We start from the raw sequence: 21,202 nt of genomic DNA, 5'->3' as shown, positions 1-21,202 counted from the left end.
TGATGAATAACAACGAATTACAATATATGACAGGCTTTGGTAATGAATTTGAAACCGAAGCACTGCCGGGTGCATTACCAATTGGTCAGTTCAGCCCACAAAAAGTAAACTACGATTTATACGCTGAGCAATTTAGCACAACGGCTTTTACAGCACCGCGTGCAGATAATCGCAGAACATGGTTTTATCGTATTCGTCCTTCGGTTATTCAAGGCGACTACACAGCAATTGATAATGGTTTAATTCGTACAGCACCAATCACCGAAGTACCAACACCACCGACGATGCTACGTTGGGATCCGATTGATTTCCCAACAGAACCGACTGACTTTATCGACGGTCTCGTCACGATGGCAGCAAATGGTAGCGCAAACGCACAAACAGGTATTGGTATTCATATTTATGTCGCTAATAAGTCTATGGATAACCGTTACTTTTACAATGCAGATGGCGAGATGTTGTTTGTTCCTCAACAAGGCGAACTACTGCTTAGAACTGAGTGCGGCAAGTTAACAGTACGTGCCGGTGAGATTGCCGTTATTCCACGAGGCATTAAGTTTGCAGTTGATTTATTAACGGAGACTGCACGGGGTTATATTTGTGAAAACTATGGCCATGCGTACATATTGCCTGAGCGTGGTCCAGTTGGTGCAAACGGTTACGCTAATGACCGTGACTTTCACTACCCTGTTGCTGCATTTGAAGATATTGAAGGTCACTTTGAATTAGTTGCGAAATTTAACGGTAACATGTTCCGTTGTGATATTGGTCATTCACCACTCGATGTGGTCGCATGGACGGGTAATAGTGCACCCTATAAATATGATTTAGCGCGTTTCAATGTCATGAACACCGTAAGCTATGATCACCCAGATCCATCAATTTTTACTGTCCTTACGTCACCTTCAGGTACTGAGGGTGTCGCAAATATAGATTTTGCTATTTTCCCTCCACGATGGATGGTAGCAGAAAACACTTTCCGCCCACCCTATTATCATCGCAATATTATGAGTGAATTTATGGGCTTAATTGAAGGTGTTTACGATGCCAAAGAGCACGGTTTTGTACCGGGCGGCTCAAGTCTACATAATTGTATGTCACCACATGGACCTGAAGCTGATGTATTTGAAAAAGCGTCGAATGCAGATTTACAGCCACAACGCTATGAAAATACACTCGCATTTATGTTTGAATCACGTTACGTTATTTCACCAACAAAATATGCCCTTGAAGGTAAAGAGCGTCAAGCAAACTACACAGATTGTTGGCGAACTATTAAAAAACACTTTACAGGTAAACAGGACGTATAATGAAACTTTATAGCTATTTTCGTTCATCTGCGGCGTACCGCGTTCGTATCGCCCTTAATTTAAAAAACATTGATCATGAACTTGTAACCGTAAATCTATTAAAATCGGAACAGCAAAGCGATGCCTATTTGGCAAAAAACCCACAAGGCCTTTTGCCAGCGTTAGAAACCGAGTACGGGGTTTTAGCGCAATCATTAGCTATTTTAGAATGGCTTGAAGAAACCCATACAGAGGTCCCTTTACTGACGGGTGATGCATGGCAAAAAGCACAGATCCGTAACCTTTGTTACGCCGTAGCCTGTGATATTCATCCAATTGATAACTTACGCGTTTTAAAATACTTAGCCAATGATCTTGGTGTCGATGATGAGGCTAAGAACACCTGGTATAAGCATTGGGTTGAGGTCGGATTCGACAGCATAGAAAAAATGTTAGATGAGGGTAATCGTTTTTGTGTAGGGAATGAGCCAACCTTAGCTGATGTCTGTTTAGTGCCTCAAGTATTTAATGCACTGCGTTTTAACGTTGATATGAAAAAATATCCAAAAATCGCCGCTGTGTATGAACACTGTAATACACTTGATGCATTTATTGATGCAGCCCCGCAGAATCAACCCGATTCAATATAAATTAAAAGGCCCGATTTAATCGGGCCTTTTGCTGCAAGGATTAGTTAACGGATGATTTATCTTTATTAGGTGAAAGTATCGTATAGTTTGTTGAACTGCTGGTTGTATTAAACAAGCTAGGTGATCCACTCGACTTCATCGTCTCTGGCATCCAATAATTTTCAGGAATTGTTTCATAGATATTAATCCGTGGAGCAATCACTAAAGAAGGCGCACCTTGGCTATTGTACCAACCATTTTCATCTAACAAATAATAGTCTTTTTCTTTTACATATAATCGTTCACCGGCAACACCCGGTTGAGATTTTAATATCTCCCATTCACGTTTGCGACATGGTTTAGACATATCATCACTGCATGAAAAATTACCAAAATAGTTAATCGTGACGTCTCTAGATTCTTGCATCCAACCTACATTTACGCCATCTAAGGTATAATCTTGCTCGGTGCCATTGACTAGATTTAAACGGCGACTATCCGTTTTTGTTAACTGAAAGCCAAACATATTAAAGCCATTATCGCTGTTACCTTCATAATAAAACTCTAGCTTGCCATCTTTCCAGTTTGCTTTTGTCCACTGATTTATCATAGTCTGCCAGAAATTGCCGGGCTCATTTGTTACATCAACGGCGGCTGCACTCGTTTCGTCAACCTTAAAGCCATACATAACTTCAGTTGCGATAACAGCGCCCTCTGCGGAGTATGCAACATTCAGTAATTGTAAATCACCATTTAACTGGTCAATAATTCGGCTTTCTTGATATCGCTGATCAGGGAAAGTAACTTTAAGCACACCTTCTTCGATTTGCCACTGAAGTGCTGTCTCTGCATCTTGTAATTTACCCGTATTATCAGCAGAAAAAACGTATGGGTCTAAAACAAATCCGACAACCCCATCATCACTATCACTTTGATAATGTTGTATTGCCCAAGTGCCTCCCATATCTTCAGCTTTAAACGCAAGGTCAGAGCCTGAATATGGCTTTCTCATTGAGACATCTGATTCATTTGAAACGTTAAATTCAGGTGTTTCAATCACATTTTCGCCCAAGTAAATAGGTGTCATTTGAGCCGTTTGTGACATTGTTAAGCGATAACTATCAATGCTCTCACCTTCGACAATCCTTTTAAGCGTCGCTGTTTGAGGTGAGTAGGTGACTTCAACTTGATAAATCCCTGCATTGAAAAGATCATCAACTTGTTGCTGAGAAAGCCCTGCAACGCCGACATCAACAGAAAGGAACCCGATAATGCCCTGACCACTAGTAAAATCAAGTGTGATCACACCTTCAGTAAGTGCCCAATTGTAATTAACAGCGCCACTACTATGAACATATTTGCCCATACCGTTTTCTTCAAATGTGTATTGCTGGCCACCACGTGAAAGGAACCCTTTTGCTGTAGGGTATGTTCTTACATAGTAAGCAGGTAGAGATGATTCATCGACAGGTGGGGTTAGTTCTGGATCTGCTATTATTTTTGCAACTTCATTTTCGATTGCGCCTGGGTTTGATTGCTCAACAGCGGCGACAAACTCGTTATAAGCGTCTGGGTTTTCAATAAGATCAATTAAATTTTCCGTTCCTTCTGGAAGGGTCACTTCATTTTCGGTCGCATATTTCACGACGGCTGCAGCTTCAATCAACACATCTGGATCAACCCCTTTTTCTACCAATGAAAAGCTTTCAAGGTCAGCCGGTGGTATCCCCTCATTTGCCGCTGTAATAAGCGCAACTAACGCCGTAGAAACAGCGCTTAAACTTACCGTATTAGCGCCTTCATCACCATGGGCAAAATTAGCCTTAATTTTGGGTGCTGCTTGTACTTGGGCATTGGCAGTTAAATCGGAAACAAATGCACTGTATTCAAGACTCGAATTAGTCGCAGATATAGCATTAATACGACTAAACAGATTCGTTTCATCATCGTCAACAGTAAACGTAAACGTAAAATCACCGTTAGCATCACTCATTTGTGTGTAATTAGTACCGAGTAAAGTTGCATTAACGGTCGCATTACTAAACTTATCACCCGTAATTGAACCCGCTAAGGTATACGTGTTATCGATACTCGCTATAGTGAAACTTTGTTCTAATTCAGTACTATCGCCTGAATCATCTGTAACTGTTACTTTGAATTTAAGCTCGGTATCTTCGGCAACACTCGGTAAAGTAAATGACACTTGTTGTTCAGTCGCACTGCTCAACGTAACTGTGGGCCCTGCTGTTTGCTCCCAGTTATAACTGCTAATACTGCCATCGTCATCAGTCGCATTTACTGAGAGTGTCGCCATCGACTTTTCTTGTGCAGAGCCAAAGTCTGCAGAGACCTTAGGGGCAACATTATTCAACAAACTCACCGTAATTGATTTTGATGTAGCTTGGCCTGCTGAGTCCGTAGCCGTAAGCGTAAACATAGCTTCTGTGTCGTTATCAAGTGCTGGCGCAATAAAGCTGATAGAGTTTGTGTCTGCTCCCGTTAGCGTAATATTCGGGCCTGAATCTTGTACCCAGTTGTAGCTAATACTCGCGTTATCATCGGTAACCGTTGCTGATAATTCTGTGCTTTCACCCTCTTTTACACTCGCAGTGCTATCAAGTTGAATGACGGGGGGAGTGTCGACGACTTCAGGTTCATTTTCATCATTGTCCGAACCACAGCCAGCTAATAATAAAGTAATTGTACTGCTTAGAAGTGCAAGTTTGAGTTTATTCGTTTTCATCACGAGTCCCTTTATTTAAATAAAATGAATTTAAATGAATGAAAACTGAATGATAGTATGGTTTAGTGAATTTGCCAGTTGACTATTAGCAAAAAACTAATAATAAACTGGCTAAATGTGGGCGGGATTTAGGCTTATCTAATCAGTTGTGGCTATTTTAAAGCCGAGTGGATCAATGTAACATGTTCTATTAAATCAAGACCTAAATCGGTTAGGTAGCCTCCATCGCTGCTATCAGTAATTCCTTTATCGTATAAGCGCTTCGCTGCATCAATCAGTGAAGAATCTGCATCAGAATGAATCTTAATACCTTGCATTTTTGAATTTCGCGGGAATTTAGCGAGGAGTGTTAATTCGTCAATCATATTTTTATCAAATTGCATATGTTCACCTTTTTATTATTTCCATCATTGTGTTTTTATAGCATATAGACTTAAGCTTAGTGAAGATATTAAAAACTGCTACTGCGGGGTGAAATTTGCTTACACGTATCTCAATCTTTTTATTATTTTTTTTAGTGTTTTCTCATATAGCAACAGCGAAAGACACTCCGTTAGTGGTGCTAGATGGCGACAGTGCATTAACCAACGCAAAGGTATGCTGGTATGAAAATAAACGCTATACCGAGGGTGCGATTATTGCTGTAGCGAACAGCATGCTTATATGCGCTACAAAAACAGACCATCTGTCTAATAGTGATCTCATGTGGTATCGATTGAATGAAAACGGCGATATTATTTACCCTAAGCAGGCGAAAACAATTCGTGTCAATTAGCATCTAGTGACGAGATAGGTTACTATTGCGCGGTAATAAGTAACCTAAGATTTAGTATGGATAATCAACCTAATAATCCTTTGCATGGCGTAAAACTTGCCGATATCGTCACTAAGCTACAAGAAAAATTTGGCTGGGAAGGCCTCGCTGCGCATGTCGATGTTCGCTGCTTTCAAAATGATCCCAGTGTAAAATCAAGTTTAAAATTTTTACGTAAAACGCCTTGGGCACGTGAAAAAGTAGAGCAACTTTATGTCGATACGTTTTTCAATACCCAAGAGGACGATATGGCAACTTTCCAGTGGAAAAGCATTAAAAAATAATTATTCTTCTGCCATTATCACCGAAAGCGATTTCGGTGATATTTCTACAACGATTTCCTCAGCTGTTTTCACCTCGCCATCAATTACATAGCTTAATTCATTTTCTGCCGTAACACAGACACGCTTAGCATTTGTGTGATGGCTGTTAATTGCAAAACTTGTCTGAGTAATGCTTGAAAAAACCAACTCAGCAATACTCAAGGTACTGGCTTTCGAGTCTGCACTTGGGGTAAGCCAATTAACATCTAGTAACCCATCTTTATGGTCGGGCTGCCCTGCTGATTGCGCTAGCAGGGTGGTGAACGGTGCTGCGTTGGCGATAATCAGGCTTGTGGTATGAATTGACTGCGGTTCATTGTTATCAAGTTTTACGGTGTAATCTTGAGCTTCATGCTCGCCGAGCGCGTGCCAAAAACCTTGTAAATAGGCCAATTGCCCCGATTCATTTTTTGCATCACGATGCGCTTTTTCTATCATCTTTTGCTCAAAACCTATCCCTACAAGCAATAGCATACGTTCGCCATTACACAGTGCAGTATCAATACGACTCGCCTGCCCTTCAATAATGAGCTCACAGGCTTGTTCGACAGGAATTATTTTTGACCGAATGCCCATTAAAACATGCGCTAACGCATTTGCTGTACCTAATGGAATGATCCCTAATTTACAGGGGGTATCAACCAACACACTTGCAACCTCTGTCACAGTGCCATCTCCCCCACATGCAATGATTACATCGGGCTGTGATTTAATGGCCTCTTTTGCTAAATCAATGCCACTAATTTCGGCCGTTGTCGTGTGTACTGTTAAATCGTAGTACTGTGATAATCGGGCGGTAATTTGTTTATTTTTAGATTCCCATAATTTCGTGCCCGATACAGGGTTAGCAATAAGTACAGCTTTATTTTTAATTAATAAATCACCGGCTTTATGACGTCTTATTAAATGACGTAATTGACGTTTATTAAGATTTGCAGTCTCACGTGTTTCTTTAATTTGCTCAAGTATCGTGTGCACATCTGCATCTTTGTTTTGACTCAATAAATAAGCAGCCATAACAAATACGGAACGACCACGTCCTAATGCACAATGCACTACAACGCGTCTGTCTTCTTTAATCTGATGATGTATCCAATTAATGGCTTGATTTAATTGTGCGCGGGTTGGCACGCTGTGATCAAGTACTGGAATATTTAGATAACGGATATTTTCTTGAGTAGACGACCATTCTAAGCCATCAAACTCACAGGTTACATCTAAAACGGCTGTGATCCCCATTTCTTTCATACTGTCTATGTCAGATGGAAATAATCGACAAGCCAAAAACAAATGCTCGTTTATTTGTTGAAGTGGCGGCACTTTATCGTGTTTTCTAGACCACGCGTTATAAAGTTGTGCGCCAAGTAAAAATGGAATAAACGCCCACCGTATATACATGGGAATAATGCCATTTTCACGTTTACGGAATATTCGCGCGATATCAAAAAAATAAGCCGCGCTCACTAATAATAATGAAAGCGCTGTCCAATAAAAAAATAGCGCAAAGTACACCGTATCTACACGCAACGCAGCAATAATAAACGCTACGGCTAAAACTAAATAGGTTGATGCTGCCCACATAATCACTCCTTGTTATTGTAATTATTTATACATAGCAAGTTTCACTCCAGAGTTTAAAGTACACCACGCCTTTTGATATACCTTAAATCAATAACTTAGCAGATTTACTATTTATATATAAATAAGTTTAGGACATTTTTTCAATAACATATGAATAACTTGAAACCTATAAATTTGCCAATAAGCACATCCCTGCTAACCTAATTAATAGAAAAGAGGTGGGTTAACATTGATTTCACATCCTTTTTTCTAAAAATAATGTTTCGTGCATCTAAACCGGTGAGTAAACCGTTACTTCTATACAACAAGAAAAACAGGAACTTTATGGACAACGATCAACTATTAGCGTTACTGAGTGCAACAGCGAAAGGTGACAAAAATGCCTTCGCAAGTTTGTACAAATCAACTAGCGCTAAGTTATTTGCCATTAGCTTAAAAATGCTGGGTAATCGGGCTCAGGCTGAAGAAGTATTGCAAGATGCCTTTGTAAAAATTTGGCACAATGCCAGTGACTATCAAGTATCAAAAGGGGCAGTTATGTCATGGATGATAAGCATAGTCAGATACCGTTGCCTCGATTTATTACGCCACCACAAAGTGCGTAAAGAACAGAGCTTAACTGATGAGCAAGAACAAGAAGATTTAACGTCTATTCAAGTTGCTTACGAAGATGATTCAAAGTTGGTCGACTGTATCGAACAACTTGATCCACAGCAAAGACAAGTAATTCACTTGGCTTATTATAAAGGGTTGACTCATCACGAGCTTGTTGATCACATTGCATCCCCTCTTGGTACAGTTAAAAGCTGGATCAGACGTGGGTTACAACAACTACAAAGGTGCCTAACGTTATGAATTATGAAAACCAAACACTTATTGATATGTTAGCAGCCGAGTATGTTCTTGGGACATTAAGAGGCCCCGCTCGCGACCGTTTTGCTCGTTTAATGTTAACCTCTACCCGTGCAAGAGAAGCAACATGGATGTGGGAGCAACATCTCAATAACTTAGCAAGTTCAATTGAGTCTGTGCCACCCGATGAAGCCGTATGGGAAAAAATTGCCAGTCGTATCGACCCCAACGTTGTCCCTTTGCAATTAAAAACCAAAAAGCCACGCTCAACGATACTACAAGCATGGTCACTTATTGCCACCGCTGCGAGCATTGTCCTTGCGCTTATTATTTGGCAGCCTCATGAGTCGGTTACATCGCAAGCGCAACAAATTGCACTTTTTAAGAATCAAGCCGAATCTGCACTTTGGTTTATTGATGTCCAAGACGATAGCCTTGCAATTAAAGCATCGACAGCACTTATACCACGCACAGACAAAGATTATGAGTTATGGATGATTTTAAAAGGGCAAGAAGCGCCCATATCCTTAGGTCTACTGCCCAAGTCAGGCCGAATTGAGCTACCTAAAAATACCCAATTTAATGCGAATGACATTGCACTCCTGGCTGTTAGCTTAGAACCCTTGGGAGGATCGCCTAATGGCTCCCCAACCGAGGTCTTATACACCACCGAATTGGTTATTCTTTAAATCTAAAAGCCGTGCATTGCACGGCTTTTTGCATTTTTGTTAAAAAATTTTCAAATTATTGCATCCAATTAAATTCTTCGCCCGTATTTCACTATGACTTAATTTAAAAACTAAGGAAAAAGTCATGAAGAACGTAACTCCATCTCTAATTGCTATTGTAGTATGTAGTACCCTGTTCAGCTTGCCTACAGAGGCATCTAGTCACCGAGAAGCACCGAACATTACACGCTTCCCAACATTAGACTCAACAGACTTTTACGCGTTTAATAGTTACGAAGAAGGCCGTGGCGATTATGTCACGTTCATCGCAAACTATATTCCACTTCAAGATGCTTACGGCGGTCCAAATTATTTTGCGATGGACCCAGATGCAACCTACAGCATTCATATCGATAATGACGGCGATGCTGTAGAAGATATGACCTTTGCTTTTAATTTCAAAAGCATGTTACCTAATGACAACATGGGTGTTGCTTTAACAGTCGGCCCAGAAGGCAATCAACGCACGGTTGCAGTGCCATTAAAGAATGTCGGCGGTGTAGCGGCCGGTAATAATGCAGCGGTTAACTTTAGCGAGTCATATACAGTGAGCATTGTAAAAGGCCCACAACGTACTGGCTCTAAAACAATGCTAACAAATTCAATGAATAGCAGTAATGAATTTTACAAACCGCTTGATTACATTGGTAACAAAACATTCTCTTCAATGAGTGCTTACAAAGAATACGCTGACCAGTACATTTACAGCGTGGCAATCCCAGGCTGCGACGGTATGGGTAAAGTGTTTGTAGGTCAACGTAAAGACCCATTTGTTGTTAACCTAGGTAAAACTTTTGACCTTGTAAATTATGTCCCTGTCGAAGGTGATAGTGCTCCGGGTGCTGGTGATGGCGGTGGTTTTCCTGGTGGCATCACACAATCAGCTGATAATGACGACCTAGCAATGAAAAATGTGACAGCCATTGCTGTTGAAGTACCTAAAGCCTGTGTGACAGGTGAAGGTAATGGCACGATTGGTAGCTGGACAACAGCAAGTCTTCCGCAAGCGCGTATTTTAAATCCAAATGCGTCATTTGCTAAAACAGCGGTTAACGGTGGTGCATTAACTCAAGTATCACGTTTGGGTAGTCCACTGGTTAATGAACTTGTTATTGGCTTAAAAGACAAAGACACCTTCTCTACCTCTGCACCTGCTGACGATGGTCAATTTGCTGATTATGTAACGCATCCATCACTGCCTGAGCTGCTTAACATCTTATTTAAAGATGCCGTGAACAGTACCTTAGGCACAAATATTGAAACACTCGCGCCGACTAATTTCCCTCGTAATGATTTAGTCACTGCATTTTTAACTGGCTTCCCAGGTGTAAACCAACTAGCCACAGTCACACCGTCTGAAATGCTGCGTCTAAATACAGCGATTGCGGCAACACCGCAAACTGAACAATCAGCATTTGGTGTTGCGGGCGATGACCTTGCAGGTTTCCCTAATGGTCGCCGTCCAGGTGATGACGTGGTTGATATTGCACTGCGTGTCGTAATGGGCCGCTTGTGTTACCCAATCCCAGTAAATGGCACTGACACCGACTTAGGCTTATGTACATCAGACGATGCGAGTGTAGGTAATGTACCGTTCACAGATGGTGCCCCTTTAGATGCAACCATGATGGATGCGAGCTTCCCATACCTTGCGACTCCAATTGCTGGTTCTAAATAAGGAGAGCTACGATGCGTAATTTAAAACGCTCTACAATCACACTGATGATTATGGCTGGTGTTCTTGCAGGCTGTAATGACAGTGATAATGATGACAAAGATGATATGAAGCCTGTTCCTGTTAACAAGGCACCCAGTGCAACTGATGCAATGGTAACAACGCAAACAGAGGTTGTTATCGAAGACATGCTAGAGGGCTCTGACCCTGAAGGTGATGCTCTTACTTACAGTCTTGTATCAGAGCCCACATTAGGCAGTGTGGTTGTGCAAAGTGATGGCAGCTATACCTATACCCCTAATGCCGAGACCACCGGCGCTGATAGCTTCGAATTTGCTGTCAGTGACGGTGTAAACAGCCAAGTAACTGCCACTGTCAGTATTACCATTGAAGCATTACAGGTTGATTTTGCTGCTATTGGCCGTGCTGCATTTAATCAAGCTGCTTCTGACGAACCATTACGCCTCAATGGTCGTGTGTTCTTAAACACCGGTGCTGAAGCAAACTTCGATGATTTAGTTACTGGAAACTAAGGTTTAGAAATTTGGCCATGGATGGCTTTTATAAGGAGCAACAATGAAATATTTAATCTGGTCGTTTATTTTTGTAAACACATTCGCTCACGCAGAACCTTACATTCCAAACGATAACGACGTTATTGCCACATCAAGCACCCCTCTTGCTGCTACCCTGACACTTCAAGAGCTTGCAACGTTATTTGAACAAACACAATACGCGGGCCAAACAGAAAGTAAGCAAGGGCTTTTAAAACGCTACTTAGAACAGCAAGTCAATACAAGCCACGATCCCGAAATTCTTTATTATTACGCGCGTGTACTACAACGCGAGCATCAATTTGACGAGGCTTTAGCCTTTTTAGCCAGAGTAAAAGAGCTAAGTCCTCATCATGTGAATGCCGCATTATTAACAGCAAACATATTAATGGTGCAAGGTAAGTTCGACGACGCAAAGTCTGAGTGCTTAAACTTAATTGGCCATGCAAGTATTGAAACTGTGACCACATGTAGTTTAGATGCACAAAGTCAAACGGGTAAGCTTGAAGAAAGTTTTCAGGCATTAAAAAAGATCGCTCGCAAAGAGACGATGAGTCTAAATACCCGCCATGTACTTGCCGAGATGGCTTTTAGATTAAATAAGCCTGAGCAAACAATTGATTATCTTGAGACTGTGAATTTAAAAAACTCACCAGTGAGTTTGGTGGTGTTATGGGCTGATGCACACTTGGCAATGAATAATCTAGATACCGTATTATCGACTCTGAGTGCATTATTAGACGATAGCGCCAACCTTGAAGATGCCATTTTGCTGCGTCTTGCACAGGCAGAAAAATATAAGGTCGATAATCAATCGAATAAATGGCGATTAAAATTAAAAGAGCGCATTGTTTTAAGGGAATTACGCCAAGATCTATTTCATGCCAGCGATCTTGCTTGGTACTATTTAACAATTGAAGAAAATCAATCTAAAGCACGCTATTGGGCAAATATTAACTGGAAACACGCGAAAATGGACAGCGATAAGCAGTTACTCAAATTAGCAAACGATATCGATTAGGAACATAACTACGATGAAAAACATAATTTTAATTGCATTCTTAATCGTTGTTACTAGTTTTAATGTGTCTGCTCATCAACTAAGCACAGCGTACATTAACTTACAAAGCGACAGCAACGACACCGTGTCTTTATCAGGCTCATGGCAAGTTGCAGTTGCAGACATAGAGCAAGCTATTCCCTTTGATTTAAACCAAGATAACGTGATTATTTGGCAGGAAATTAGCGCAAAACAGGCTGCAATAGCGTCGTACTTACTTAATCATATTTCAGCTCAGCAAGCAGGTGCCACCTGTACGGTAAGCGCTGAGGGGTCACTTAAACTTGATAACCACTTTAACCAAGCATATATCGATGTTCCGTTACAAATTAACTGTCCTGAACAATCAGCACTGACGCTCAGCTACAATGCAATAATGCAGATTGATGCTAATCACAAAGCCATCGCAGCAATCAATAACACAAGTCGAGTGTTTAGTCGGAATAACCAGCAACAAACGCTTAATTTTTCTCAAACAAGTTATGGTCAAACATTTGTTGAATATGTGTATCAAGGTATTTTGCATATTTGGATGGGTGTTGATCATATTTTATTTTTAGTGGCGTTGCTTTTAACCTGCGTACTTGTGAGAGACAAAAATACGTGGCAAGGGATCCAATCAAAGAAAAAAATTGCCGTCGACACAGCCTGGATAGTCACCGCCTTTACGCTTGCTCATTCCATTACTTTGACAGCCACGGCCCTTGAATTAGTATCACCCAATAGTCGTTGGGTTGAATTAGGTATTGCGCTCTCTGTTCTCTTTGCAGCGTTAAACAATATATGGCCATTAATCGTTCGATTAGGCTGGGTGACTTTTGCATTTGGTTTATTACATGGAATGGGCTTTGCCAGTGTCTTAGGGGAACTGGGTTTATCAAGCGATTATCAATTAATGAGCATACTGGCATTCAATTTAGGCGTTGAAGTAGGTCAGCTTGTGATACTTGCTATCTGTTTACCGGTATTAATCAGTCTAAGGAATCGTGATTGGTATCGTAAATGGCTGATGCCCGCGGGCTCATTAACCATTGCTGTTATAGCCTTACAGTGGTCAATTGAGCGTTTTTAAAAACCAGAATAAAGGCTAAATGCCTTTATTCGAAAGGCAATAATAAGGTCTGCATGGTAGGCCTTAATGCTTTTATTAACTGCTCGGTATCTAATGAAGGGTTAAGCATTTTGCGTAATAACAACCCGCCCATCACTGAAAACATGACTTCGATGCGTGCGTTTATTTCATCCAGTGCAGCGCCTTGTAAAGGACCTCGTTCACCAATTAATAATTCGCGCATTGAATCACGCGCATGAGCATCAGATTCTCTTAAAAGGTTGGCAATTTTCTCGTTGCGTGCAGCTTCAGCGAGCATTTCTAAATCAAGGGCGCCTTGATTTAAATCTGTGTGTCGCTCTACTCCTCTATTAAGGCCATCCAATAACACTGAAACACGGTCTCCTGGCTTGTCTGCAAACTCTCTAAAGATTGAGAACATTTCTTCCATGTCACGTTCGACAATAGACTCAATGATGGCTTCTTTACTGGCAAAATAGTTATAAATATGGCCTGCACTCATACCGGCTGTTTTCGATATTTCAGCCATACCAGCGCCATGATAACCTTTGCGACGAAAACAATCTGCCGCAGCACAAAGAACTTGATTACGTCTAGCTTCTGCGAGTGCAGGATCGCTGTGTCTTTTGGTTTTTTGCGTCATGTTTTCTCCACACTATTCGCCCGTATAGTTAACTATAATTTAAACAAGGTTTACATGATCTTAATCATAGCGCTAAAGCAAAACAACTAAGATCGTGTAAATCCTTGAATAAACAATGTAATTGCTGGCTTATTGAACAGCACCTTGTGCATTCCAACCACCGCCAAGGGCCTTATACAAATTAATTTGGCTTGCAAGATACGCTTGCTTACCCATAATTAACTGCTGGCCCGCACTGTACCAATTGCGCTGCGCATCGAGTACCTGCAAATAGCTATCAGCCCCTTTTTGAAAGCGTGCATCCGATAAGGTAAAAGACAGCTCATTGCTTTGGTAAAGGTCATTTAGCGCTGCTAATTGTTGCTTATAACCTTGACGGTCTGCTAATGCGTCAGACACTTCTTTAAATGCCTGTTGAATTGTTTGCTCATAACGCGTTAAGGCCACTTTTTGCTGCGTTTCAGCCACCTCTAAATTTGCTTGGTTACGACCCATATTAAAGATAGGCAAATTAATAGAAGGCACAAAGCTCCACGTGCCCGAGCCTGCATCAAATAAATTGTTTAAATCTGCTGATGCCGTCCCCGCATTGGCTGTTAAGCTAATACTTGGGTAAAAAGCCGCTTTAGCAACACCAATATTCGCATTTGCAGCACGTAAATCATGTTCAGCAGCTTTAATGTCAGGACGTTGCGTTAACAACTCCGACGGTAAACCAACCGGCACCTCAGGCATACTAAGTACAGTATCGATACTTTGCTTAGGCAATAAATCGACATTGACTGATTGGCCGACCAAAAAATCTAACGCATTTTTATCACGCTTAAGTAAACGCTGGTAATTCGCTATATCTACTTTCGCTCTCGCAACCGTACTTTCTAGCTGCGATAACGTAAGTTGTGATGCTGCACCAAGCGCAAATGTTTTACGCGTAAGCGCTAGTGACTCTTGCTGCGACTTTAATGTGTCATTAGCAAGCTCTAACAGTGCTTTATCCGTTGCGTAATTTAGCCATGCATTAACCAGCTCAGAAATTAAGCTGATACGAACACTGGATAAACTATACTCAGCAGAATAAAGATTTTGCAAAGCTTGTTCAGATTGATTACGAACCTTTCCCCAAAGATCGAGCTCATACGCGGTTAACCCCACGGTAGCAGAATAGTTCTCACTGATAGCTGCCTCACCGGTGCCCGTTAGGCTCCCGGGTAAACGTTGACGTGTACCCGATGCATTCAAATCGATACTTGGATACAGATTTGAATCCTCAATTTGATACATCGCTCTCACCTGCTGCACATTAAGTGCAGCCGTTTTTATGTCTTTGTTATGTTCGAGCGTTAATTCAATTAACTGTTGTAATTGCGCGTTACTAAAGAATGCTTGCCAATGCAGGTCATTAATATTTCCCGCATTGGTTTCATCTGCATAGTGTGGTGCAACAGGTAATTCACGCTGTTCAAGGTCAGGAGCCATATTACAGGCCGAAAGCACTAACGTAGCGACTGAAATAGAGACCAGTTTAAGTTTCATTATGCTTGCTCCTCACTATTCACTTTTTGTTTGCCGGGAAATACGCGACGAACTAACACAAAGAATAACGGAACGAATAACACCACGATTGTTGATGAAGCAAGCGTGCCCCCAATCACTGCAATACCGAGTGCATTTTGAGCTCCCGAGCCTGCACTTGATGCTATCGCAAGCGGTAAAACACCGCATACGAACGCCATTGACGTCATAAAGATTGGGCGTAAACGTAAGCGAATAGCAGCAATTGCAGCATCAACAAGCTTCATACCTTCGTCCATTTTATGAATCGCAAATTCAACAATTAAAATCGCATTCTTAGAGGCTAAACCTATGGTTGTTAATAAGCCAACTTGCAAGTAAATGTCGTTCGATAAATTAAACACAAATGACGCCACACCCGCACCAAAGACACCCAGTGGAACAATTAGCATCACCGCAGCCGGCACAGACCAACTTTCATATAATGCCGCAAGACATAAAAATACAACCAGCAATGACAATGCATAAAGTAACGGTGCCTGACCCCCACTTAAACGCTCTTCATACGATATACCGGTCCACTCAAATGCCACACCTGGCGGAAGCTGTTTCACTATTTTTTCAACCTCAACCATTGCCTGCCCTGTACTGTAACCTGGCGCAGCAGCACCTTGAATTTCCATCGCCGAGAAGCCGTTATAGCGCTCTAAGCGTGGTGAGCCATAAGTCCAATATGAATGGGCAAATGCAGTGAATGGCACCATATCGCCGTTTGCATTGCGCACATACCATTTATCGAGGTCTTCGGGCACCATGCGTGATTCTGGAGTCCCTTGCAAATACACTTTTTTCACACGACCACGGTCAATAAAGTCATTTACATAGCGACTACCCCACGCCGTTGATAACGTGTTGTTAATGTCAGTTTGTGTTAAGCCAAGCGCTTCTGCTTTAGCTAAATCAATATCCAGTTCAAGTTCTGGTTTATCTTCTTGGCCATTAGGGCGAACACCTGAAAGCACCGGGTTTTTAGCCGCCATGCCTAAAAACATATTGCGTGCTTCAAGTAACTTATCATGGCCAAGCCCTACGCGGTCTTGTAAAAATAAGGTAAAGCCGTTTGCTGTACCAAGTTCTACAACTGCAGGAGGTGGAAATGCGAACACAAACGCTTCTTTAATTGTTGAGAAGTATCCCATCGCTTTACCCGCAACAGCGCCCACTGATAAATCAGGACGTTGACGTTCATCCCAGTGTTTTAAACCAACAAAGCCAATCGCTGCATTTTGACCAGATCCCGCAAAGCTAAAACCTGTGACTGTAAAGATAGATTTCACTGCTTCAGATTGATCTTCCAAGAAGTGATGCTCCATTTTTTCAACCACTTTTAACGTTTGTTCCGTGGTTGAGCCTGCTGGCAAGCTTACTTGGTTAAACAATATACCTTGGTCTTCATCTGGTAAGAAAGCAGACGGTAATTGCGAGAAAATATACACCATGCCGCCGACAATTAAACCATAGCAAAGTAAGTAACGTTTACTGTGCTTAATCATGCGTGCAACAAACCCTTGCGCACCCGCATTGGTTTTATCGAAACCTCGGTTGAAGCCTAAAAAGAAACGACCAAATAGTGATTTATCATTGTGTACATGGCTTGGCTTTAGCATTGTTGCACACAGTGCTGGTGTAAGAATAAGTGCCACTAATACCGACAAGCTCATTGCTGTTACAAGCGTAATTGAGAATTGACGATAAATAACGCCCGTCGATCCTGCAAAGAAAGCCATAGGAACGAATACCGCAGAAAGCACCATGGCAATCCCCACCAAGGCCCCTTTAATTTCATCCATTGATTTACGTGTTGCTTCAAGCGGTGACAGGTTTTCTTCTGTCATTACACGTTCCACGTTTTCAACGACAACGATAGCATCATCAACAAGTAAGCCTATCGCTAACACCATCGCGAACATGGTTAAGGTATTAATTGAATAACCAAATACTTGTAAAATCGCAAAGGTACCCAGTAATACAACCGGTACAGCGATTGTTGGAATAAGTGTCGCTCTAAAGTTCTGTAAGAATAAATACATAACTAAGAACACCAACACCACGGCTTCAATTAGCGTACTAACCACTTTTTCGATTGATAAAGAGACAAAAGGCGTTGTGTCATACGGTACAACTGTCGTTAACCCCTCAGGAAAGAAAGGTTCAAGCTCAGCAAGTGCCGCTTTAACACCATCAGCAGTATCAAGTGCGTTTGCACCACTGGCTAGCTTTACCCCTAAACCCGATGCTGGTTTACCGTTAAAACGCGCAACCACACCATAGTTTTCACCGCCTAATTCAACCTTTGCTACATCGCTTAGGCGCACAACTGAACCATCAGGATTCGTTTTAACGAATATATCTCTAAATTGCTCTGGCGTTTGAAGGCGGCTTTGTGCCGTTACGGTCGCATTTAATTGCTGGCCATCAACTGCAGGTAATGCCCCAAGCTGACCCGCAGATACTTGTGCGTTTTGAGCACTAATGGCTGCACTGATATCTACCGGTGTTAATGCATATTTTTGTAGTTTTGATGGGTCAAGCCAAATGCGCATTGCATATTGAGAACCAAATAACTGAACCTCACCCACGCCATTAACACGCGAGATAATGTCGAGCACATTTGATGAAACATAATCCCCAATGTCGATATTATTCATACTGCCGTCTTCAGAAACAAAACCGACAACCATTAAGAAGTTACGTGCTGATTTCGCAACAGACACACCTTGGCGCTGAACTTCTTCAGGTAACAGTGGCGTTGCAAGTGACAGTTTGTTTTGTACTTGTACTTGGGCGATATCAGGGTCTGTATCAGCGCTAAAAGTCAATGTAAGTGTTGCTGAACCATTAGACTCCGATGTTGATGACATATACAACAAGCCATCAAGCCCTTTCATCTTTTGTTCTATAACCTGGGTAACCGTATCTTCTAATGTACGGGCAGACGCACCTGGGTAATTGGCTTGAATGCTAATGGCAGGTGGCGCTATTGATGGATACTGCGCAACCGGCAAACTTTTTATTGCAAGAATACCTGCCAGCATCACAACGATGGCAAGTACCCATGCAAAAATAGGCCGATCAATAAAAAATCGTGACATGTAGATTCTCCGTTACTGGCTGTTTGCTGTTGTTTCAGCAGGCATTGGATTGACTGGTGCACCTGGGCGAATTTTTTGTAAGCCTTCCACAATGAGCTTATCGCCGTTATTTAGTCCCTCAGTCACTAACCAGTTTGAACCGACCGTGCGGTCTGTTTTAAGCACGCGAGCTTCTACAGTGTTATCTTTACTCACCACCATCGCTGTCGGCTCACCTTTTGTATTGCGGCTAACACCTCGTTGAGGTGCTAAGATTGCATCGCTTTTAACGCCTTCAACAACAACCGCGCGAACATACATACCTGGGAGTAAAAGCTTTTCTGGGTTAGGAAATTCTGCACGCAAGGTCACTGACCCCGTGCTTGGGTCAACGGTTACTTCAGAAAATTTAAGCACCCCTTTGTGTTGATAGGTACTTCCGTCTTCCATTTTTAGCTCAACGTTAGAGTGCAGTGCGGCATCTTTATCAAGCTCACCTGCAGCAATCGCTTTTTTAAGACGAGTAAGTTCACTGCTTGATTGTGTTAAATCAACAAAAATCGGATCAAGTTGCGTAATCGTCGCTAAAGCAGTTGCTTGGTTTGCACTGACAAGCGCACCTGCGGTGACATTTGATTTACCAATTTGACCACTTATAGGCGCTAAAACTTTGCTGTAATTTAAATTAATTTGAGCCGTTTTTAATTGTGCTTGTGCTGTTAGTAAGTCGGCTTTTGCTCCTTTGTAAGCAGCATCGGCTTCATCAAAGTCTTGTTGACTAACGGCTTTAATACTGAGTAGCTCTTTATAACGTTCAGACTTCGCTTTTGCGTTTGAAATACTCGCCTCAGCTTTAGTAATAGCCGCTTTACTGGTTGCAACTTGGGCTTCAAATGTAGAGGGGTCAATTTGATAAAGTGCCTGACCTTTTTCAACCTCCGCCCCTTCAACAAATAAGCGTGATTGAATAATACCATTCACCTGTGGACGGATTTCTGCGATACGTGATGCAGACACGCGACCCGGTAACTCTTTTGTTAGCGTAAGCGGTTTACTTTGCATCTCAATAACACCCACAGGAACAGCCTGAGCTGCCTGCATCTGCCCTTGAGCTGGTTCTGATTGGCCACAGCCTGATAAAAGCACAGCGGCAGCCAGTGCTGACACTGCAAAAAATGGAATGCGAGAGCGGTGCATGTTTATACCCTTAGTTTAGAATGAACGATCATTCTAAACTAAAATTGACACAGATCAACCCTCTTTAAATTAATTTACATTAAATAAAACCCTTGCTTTGTAGGATGAATTTTGAACAAAGCTAAAACAACAATTTTAGAATCAGCATTTAGTGAAATAAGTCACGGCTTATGAACACGCCATTTTCCTAGGTATCACCTAAACATATGCCCATACTTCTGGCTGTTTTAATAAGTACATGCTCAAGAGGAATAGCCCGATACTGTGATGTTGCTTCTTTTAAACTGATTGGTTTAATTTCACCATTTTTATGAACCGGTATTAAACCAAATTTACCTTGTTTAACAAGCTCAAAAGCCAATACTCCATATTCTGCACCAAGCACCCTATCAAATGCATTAGGGGTACCACCTCGTTGAATATGACCCAAAACAGTCACACGAACATCTATCGGGAGTTGCGCTTTAATACGCATTGCCAATTGCTCTGCAATGCCTCCTAATACAGGGTTTTCGTAGCCAAATTCAGTAGACTGGTGACTCACAACTTCACCTTCAATTGGTTTTGCGCCCTCAGAAATTACGATATTAGCGAAGCCATGTCCGTTATCGAAACGAGTCTGTAGCTTGTTAATAATCGTCTCTATGCAATAAGGAATTTCGGGAAGAAGCGCAACTTCTGCGCCTGCTGCGATTGCCGAATGTAAGCAAATCCAGCCTGCATCTCGCCCCATGACTTCTGTAATAATAACGCGATTATGACTTTGAGCCGTCGGAATTAACCGATCGATAGCTTCAGTTGCGGTGTCTACCGCAGTTTGAAAACCGATGGTGTAATCAGTGCCAAACAAATCATTATCAATGGTTTTTGGTACACCAATTATGTTTAACCCGCGTTCATATAAATGCTGAGACACTTTGTGGGACCCATCACCGCCAATATTAATAACCGCATCAAAGCCTAGTTCGCTAATTACGTTGATTAATTCATTGGATCGGTCGACCAACACACGCTTACCCTTTATGTCTGTCGGGAATGCAATAGGGTTGCCTTTATTAACCGTCTCTAAAATAGTACCGCCACGAACATGTATGCCAGCAACAACGTCATCAGAAAGATGAATAATATCGTGCGGTGTCTCTAACACTCCACAGTAAGCGCGTCGACTGCCATAGACTTGCCAATTTCCATCATGTGTAGCCGCTTTTACAATGGCACGGATCACCCCATTGAGTCCTGGACAATCTCCCCCGCTCGTTAATAACAGTAATTTTTTCATCGCATTATCAACCACTCAGCTCTTTTCATTACAGGTTAGCTTAAATTTAATCATTACGCGTATGACTTACATCAATGAGAATGTCTTTAGTGTGTTTAAAACGATGTGTAGAAGAATTAA

The 21,202-nt window shown here is 41.8% G+C and carries 18 protein-coding genes; 10 read left to right on the top strand and 8 right to left on the bottom strand.

The genetic code is table 11. From position 1 onward, the window contains the following. Positions 1–2: 2 nt before the first annotated feature. Positions 3–1,310: a homogentisate 1,2-dioxygenase gene (hmgA, locus tag BM378_RS10485; protein WP_074989145.1), complete on the top strand. Its 1,308-nt coding sequence runs from the start codon at positions 3–5 to the stop codon at positions 1,308–1,310. Next, positions 1,310–1,939 carry a maleylacetoacetate isomerase gene (gene maiA, locus BM378_RS10480; protein ID WP_036972738.1) on the top strand — a complete coding sequence of 210 codons (630 nt, stop codon included), beginning with the start codon at positions 1,310–1,312 and terminating at the stop codon, positions 1,937–1,939. Before hmgA ends, maiA begins: the two co-directional genes overlap by 1 nt. 40 nt (positions 1,940–1,979) lie before the next feature. On the opposite strand, the gene BM378_RS10475 is transcribed toward maiA, so the two are convergent. Together BM378_RS10475 and BM378_RS10470 are read right to left on the bottom strand one after the other, a co-directional pair. Then, a complete protein-coding gene (locus BM378_RS10475) occupies positions 1,980–4,661 on the bottom strand; it encodes a PKD domain-containing protein (protein WP_036972740.1) in 2,682 nt (893 codons plus the stop codon). 152 nt (positions 4,662–4,813) lie between these two features. Then, positions 4,814–5,044 (bottom strand): TIGR02647 family protein, encoded by a 231-nt coding sequence (locus BM378_RS10470; RefSeq protein WP_036972742.1) that lies wholly within the window; start codon positions 5,042–5,044, stop codon positions 4,814–4,816. A gap of 95 nt (positions 5,045–5,139) precedes the next feature. Between BM378_RS10470 and BM378_RS10465 the strand changes: the two genes are divergently transcribed. After that, on the top strand, positions 5,140–5,436 hold the full coding sequence (locus BM378_RS10465) for a DUF1496 domain-containing protein (protein ID WP_051501899.1): 297 nt from the start codon (positions 5,140–5,142) through the stop codon (positions 5,434–5,436). Between the two features lie 56 nt (positions 5,437–5,492). After that, a complete protein-coding gene (locus tag BM378_RS10460; protein ID WP_036972744.1) occupies positions 5,493–5,759 on the top strand; it encodes a VF530 family protein in 267 nt (88 codons plus the stop codon). On the opposite strand, the gene BM378_RS10455 is transcribed toward BM378_RS10460, so the two are convergent. Next, positions 5,760–7,379 (bottom strand): diacylglycerol kinase family protein, encoded by a 1,620-nt coding sequence (locus BM378_RS10455; RefSeq protein ID WP_036972747.1) that lies wholly within the window; start codon positions 7,377–7,379, stop codon positions 5,760–5,762. It lies immediately after the preceding gene. Between the two features lie 324 nt (positions 7,380–7,703). Between BM378_RS10455 and BM378_RS10450 the strand changes: the two genes are divergently transcribed. The 6 genes from BM378_RS10450 (at position 7,704) to BM378_RS10425 (ending at position 13,320) form a co-directional block, all read left to right on the top strand. Then, positions 7,704–8,234, top strand: coding sequence for a sigma-70 family RNA polymerase sigma factor (locus BM378_RS10450; RefSeq protein WP_036972749.1), 531 nt, complete (start codon positions 7,704–7,706; stop codon positions 8,232–8,234). Then, complete coding sequence (locus BM378_RS10445; protein WP_074989144.1) at positions 8,231–8,920, top strand: anti-sigma factor; 690 nt, start codon at positions 8,231–8,233, stop codon at positions 8,918–8,920. Before BM378_RS10450 ends, BM378_RS10445 begins: the two co-directional genes overlap by 4 nt. Before the next feature lie 124 nt (positions 8,921–9,044). After that, entirely contained in the window at positions 9,045–10,637 is a 1,593-nt protein-coding gene (locus BM378_RS10440; protein ID WP_065979149.1) for a DUF4331 domain-containing protein, read from the top strand. 11 nt (positions 10,638–10,648) lie between these two features. Continuing rightward, entirely contained in the window at positions 10,649–11,167 is a 519-nt protein-coding gene (locus BM378_RS10435; protein WP_065979148.1) for a cadherin-like domain-containing protein, read from the top strand. A gap of 43 nt (positions 11,168–11,210) precedes the next feature. Beyond that, on the top strand, positions 11,211–12,209 hold the full coding sequence (locus BM378_RS10430) for a tetratricopeptide repeat protein (protein WP_074989143.1): 999 nt from the start codon (positions 11,211–11,213) through the stop codon (positions 12,207–12,209). A gap of 13 nt (positions 12,210–12,222) precedes the next feature. Then, positions 12,223–13,320, top strand: a complete 1,098-nt coding sequence (locus BM378_RS10425) for a HupE/UreJ family protein (RefSeq protein WP_074989142.1) — start codon at positions 12,223–12,225, stop codon at positions 13,318–13,320. Positions 13,321–13,345: 25 nt separating this feature from the next. On the opposite strand, the gene BM378_RS10420 is transcribed toward BM378_RS10425, so the two are convergent. The 5 genes from BM378_RS10420 to BM378_RS10400 form a co-directional block, all read right to left on the bottom strand. Further along, positions 13,346–13,963: a TetR/AcrR family transcriptional regulator gene (locus BM378_RS10420; protein WP_036972763.1), complete on the bottom strand. Its 618-nt coding sequence runs from the start codon at positions 13,961–13,963 to the stop codon at positions 13,346–13,348. A gap of 129 nt (positions 13,964–14,092) precedes the next feature. Then, complete coding sequence (locus tag BM378_RS10415; RefSeq protein ID WP_065979144.1) at positions 14,093–15,496, bottom strand: efflux transporter outer membrane subunit; 1,404 nt, start codon at positions 15,494–15,496, stop codon at positions 14,093–14,095. After that, on the bottom strand, positions 15,496–18,627 hold the full coding sequence (locus tag BM378_RS10410) for an efflux RND transporter permease subunit (protein WP_074989141.1): 3,132 nt from the start codon (positions 18,625–18,627) through the stop codon (positions 15,496–15,498). Before BM378_RS10410 ends, BM378_RS10415 begins: the two co-directional genes overlap by 1 nt. Before the next feature lie 12 nt (positions 18,628–18,639). Then, positions 18,640–19,803: an efflux RND transporter periplasmic adaptor subunit gene (locus BM378_RS10405; protein WP_036972769.1), complete on the bottom strand. Its 1,164-nt coding sequence runs from the start codon at positions 19,801–19,803 to the stop codon at positions 18,640–18,642. A 187-nt stretch (positions 19,804–19,990) separates the two neighbouring features. Next, positions 19,991–21,082, bottom strand: coding sequence for a 6-phosphofructokinase (locus BM378_RS10400; protein ID WP_083422908.1), 1,092 nt, complete (start codon positions 21,080–21,082; stop codon positions 19,991–19,993). Positions 21,083–21,202 lie beyond the last annotated feature (120 nt).

This window comes from Pseudoalteromonas lipolytica (assembly GCF_900116435.1).
In the GTDB taxonomy this organism is placed as follows: Bacteria; Pseudomonadota; Gammaproteobacteria; order Enterobacterales; family Alteromonadaceae; genus Pseudoalteromonas; species Pseudoalteromonas lipolytica.
This window is presented reverse-complemented; position numbering and strand designations above follow the sequence as displayed.

What these genes read in the sequence shown, in the direction of transcription:
- hmgA (WP_074989145.1), top strand. Translation starts at nt 3, where the DNA reads ATGAATAACAACGAATTACAATATATGACAGGCTTTGGTAATGAATTT.
- maiA (WP_036972738.1), top strand. Translation starts at nt 1,310, where the DNA reads ATGAAACTTTATAGCTATTTTCGTTCATCTGCGGCGTACCGCGTTCGT.
- BM378_RS10475 (WP_036972740.1), bottom strand. Translation starts at nt 4,661, where the DNA reads ATGAAAACGAATAAACTCAAACTTGCACTTCTAAGCAGTACAATTACT.
- BM378_RS10470 (WP_036972742.1), bottom strand. Translation starts at nt 5,044, where the DNA reads ATGCAATTTGATAAAAATATGATTGACGAATTAACACTCCTCGCTAAA.
- BM378_RS10460 (WP_036972744.1), top strand. Translation starts at nt 5,493, where the DNA reads ATGGATAATCAACCTAATAATCCTTTGCATGGCGTAAAACTTGCCGAT.
- BM378_RS10455 (WP_036972747.1), bottom strand. Translation starts at nt 7,379, where the DNA reads ATGTGGGCAGCATCAACCTATTTAGTTTTAGCCGTAGCGTTTATTATT.
- BM378_RS10450 (WP_036972749.1), top strand. Translation starts at nt 7,704, where the DNA reads ATGGACAACGATCAACTATTAGCGTTACTGAGTGCAACAGCGAAAGGT.
- BM378_RS10445 (WP_074989144.1), top strand. Translation starts at nt 8,231, where the DNA reads ATGAATTATGAAAACCAAACACTTATTGATATGTTAGCAGCCGAGTAT.
- BM378_RS10440 (WP_065979149.1), top strand. Translation starts at nt 9,045, where the DNA reads ATGAAGAACGTAACTCCATCTCTAATTGCTATTGTAGTATGTAGTACC.
- BM378_RS10435 (WP_065979148.1), top strand. Translation starts at nt 10,649, where the DNA reads ATGCGTAATTTAAAACGCTCTACAATCACACTGATGATTATGGCTGGT.
- BM378_RS10430 (WP_074989143.1), top strand. Translation starts at nt 11,211, where the DNA reads ATGAAATATTTAATCTGGTCGTTTATTTTTGTAAACACATTCGCTCAC.
- BM378_RS10425 (WP_074989142.1), top strand. Translation starts at nt 12,223, where the DNA reads ATGAAAAACATAATTTTAATTGCATTCTTAATCGTTGTTACTAGTTTT.
- BM378_RS10420 (WP_036972763.1), bottom strand. Translation starts at nt 13,963, where the DNA reads ATGACGCAAAAAACCAAAAGACACAGCGATCCTGCACTCGCAGAAGCT.
- BM378_RS10415 (WP_065979144.1), bottom strand. Translation starts at nt 15,496, where the DNA reads ATGAAACTTAAACTGGTCTCTATTTCAGTCGCTACGTTAGTGCTTTCG.
- BM378_RS10410 (WP_074989141.1), bottom strand. Translation starts at nt 18,627, where the DNA reads ATGTCACGATTTTTTATTGATCGGCCTATTTTTGCATGGGTACTTGCC.
- BM378_RS10405 (WP_036972769.1), bottom strand. Translation starts at nt 19,803, where the DNA reads ATGCACCGCTCTCGCATTCCATTTTTTGCAGTGTCAGCACTGGCTGCC.
- BM378_RS10400 (WP_083422908.1), bottom strand. Translation starts at nt 21,082, where the DNA reads ATGAAAAAATTACTGTTATTAACGAGCGGGGGAGATTGTCCAGGACTC.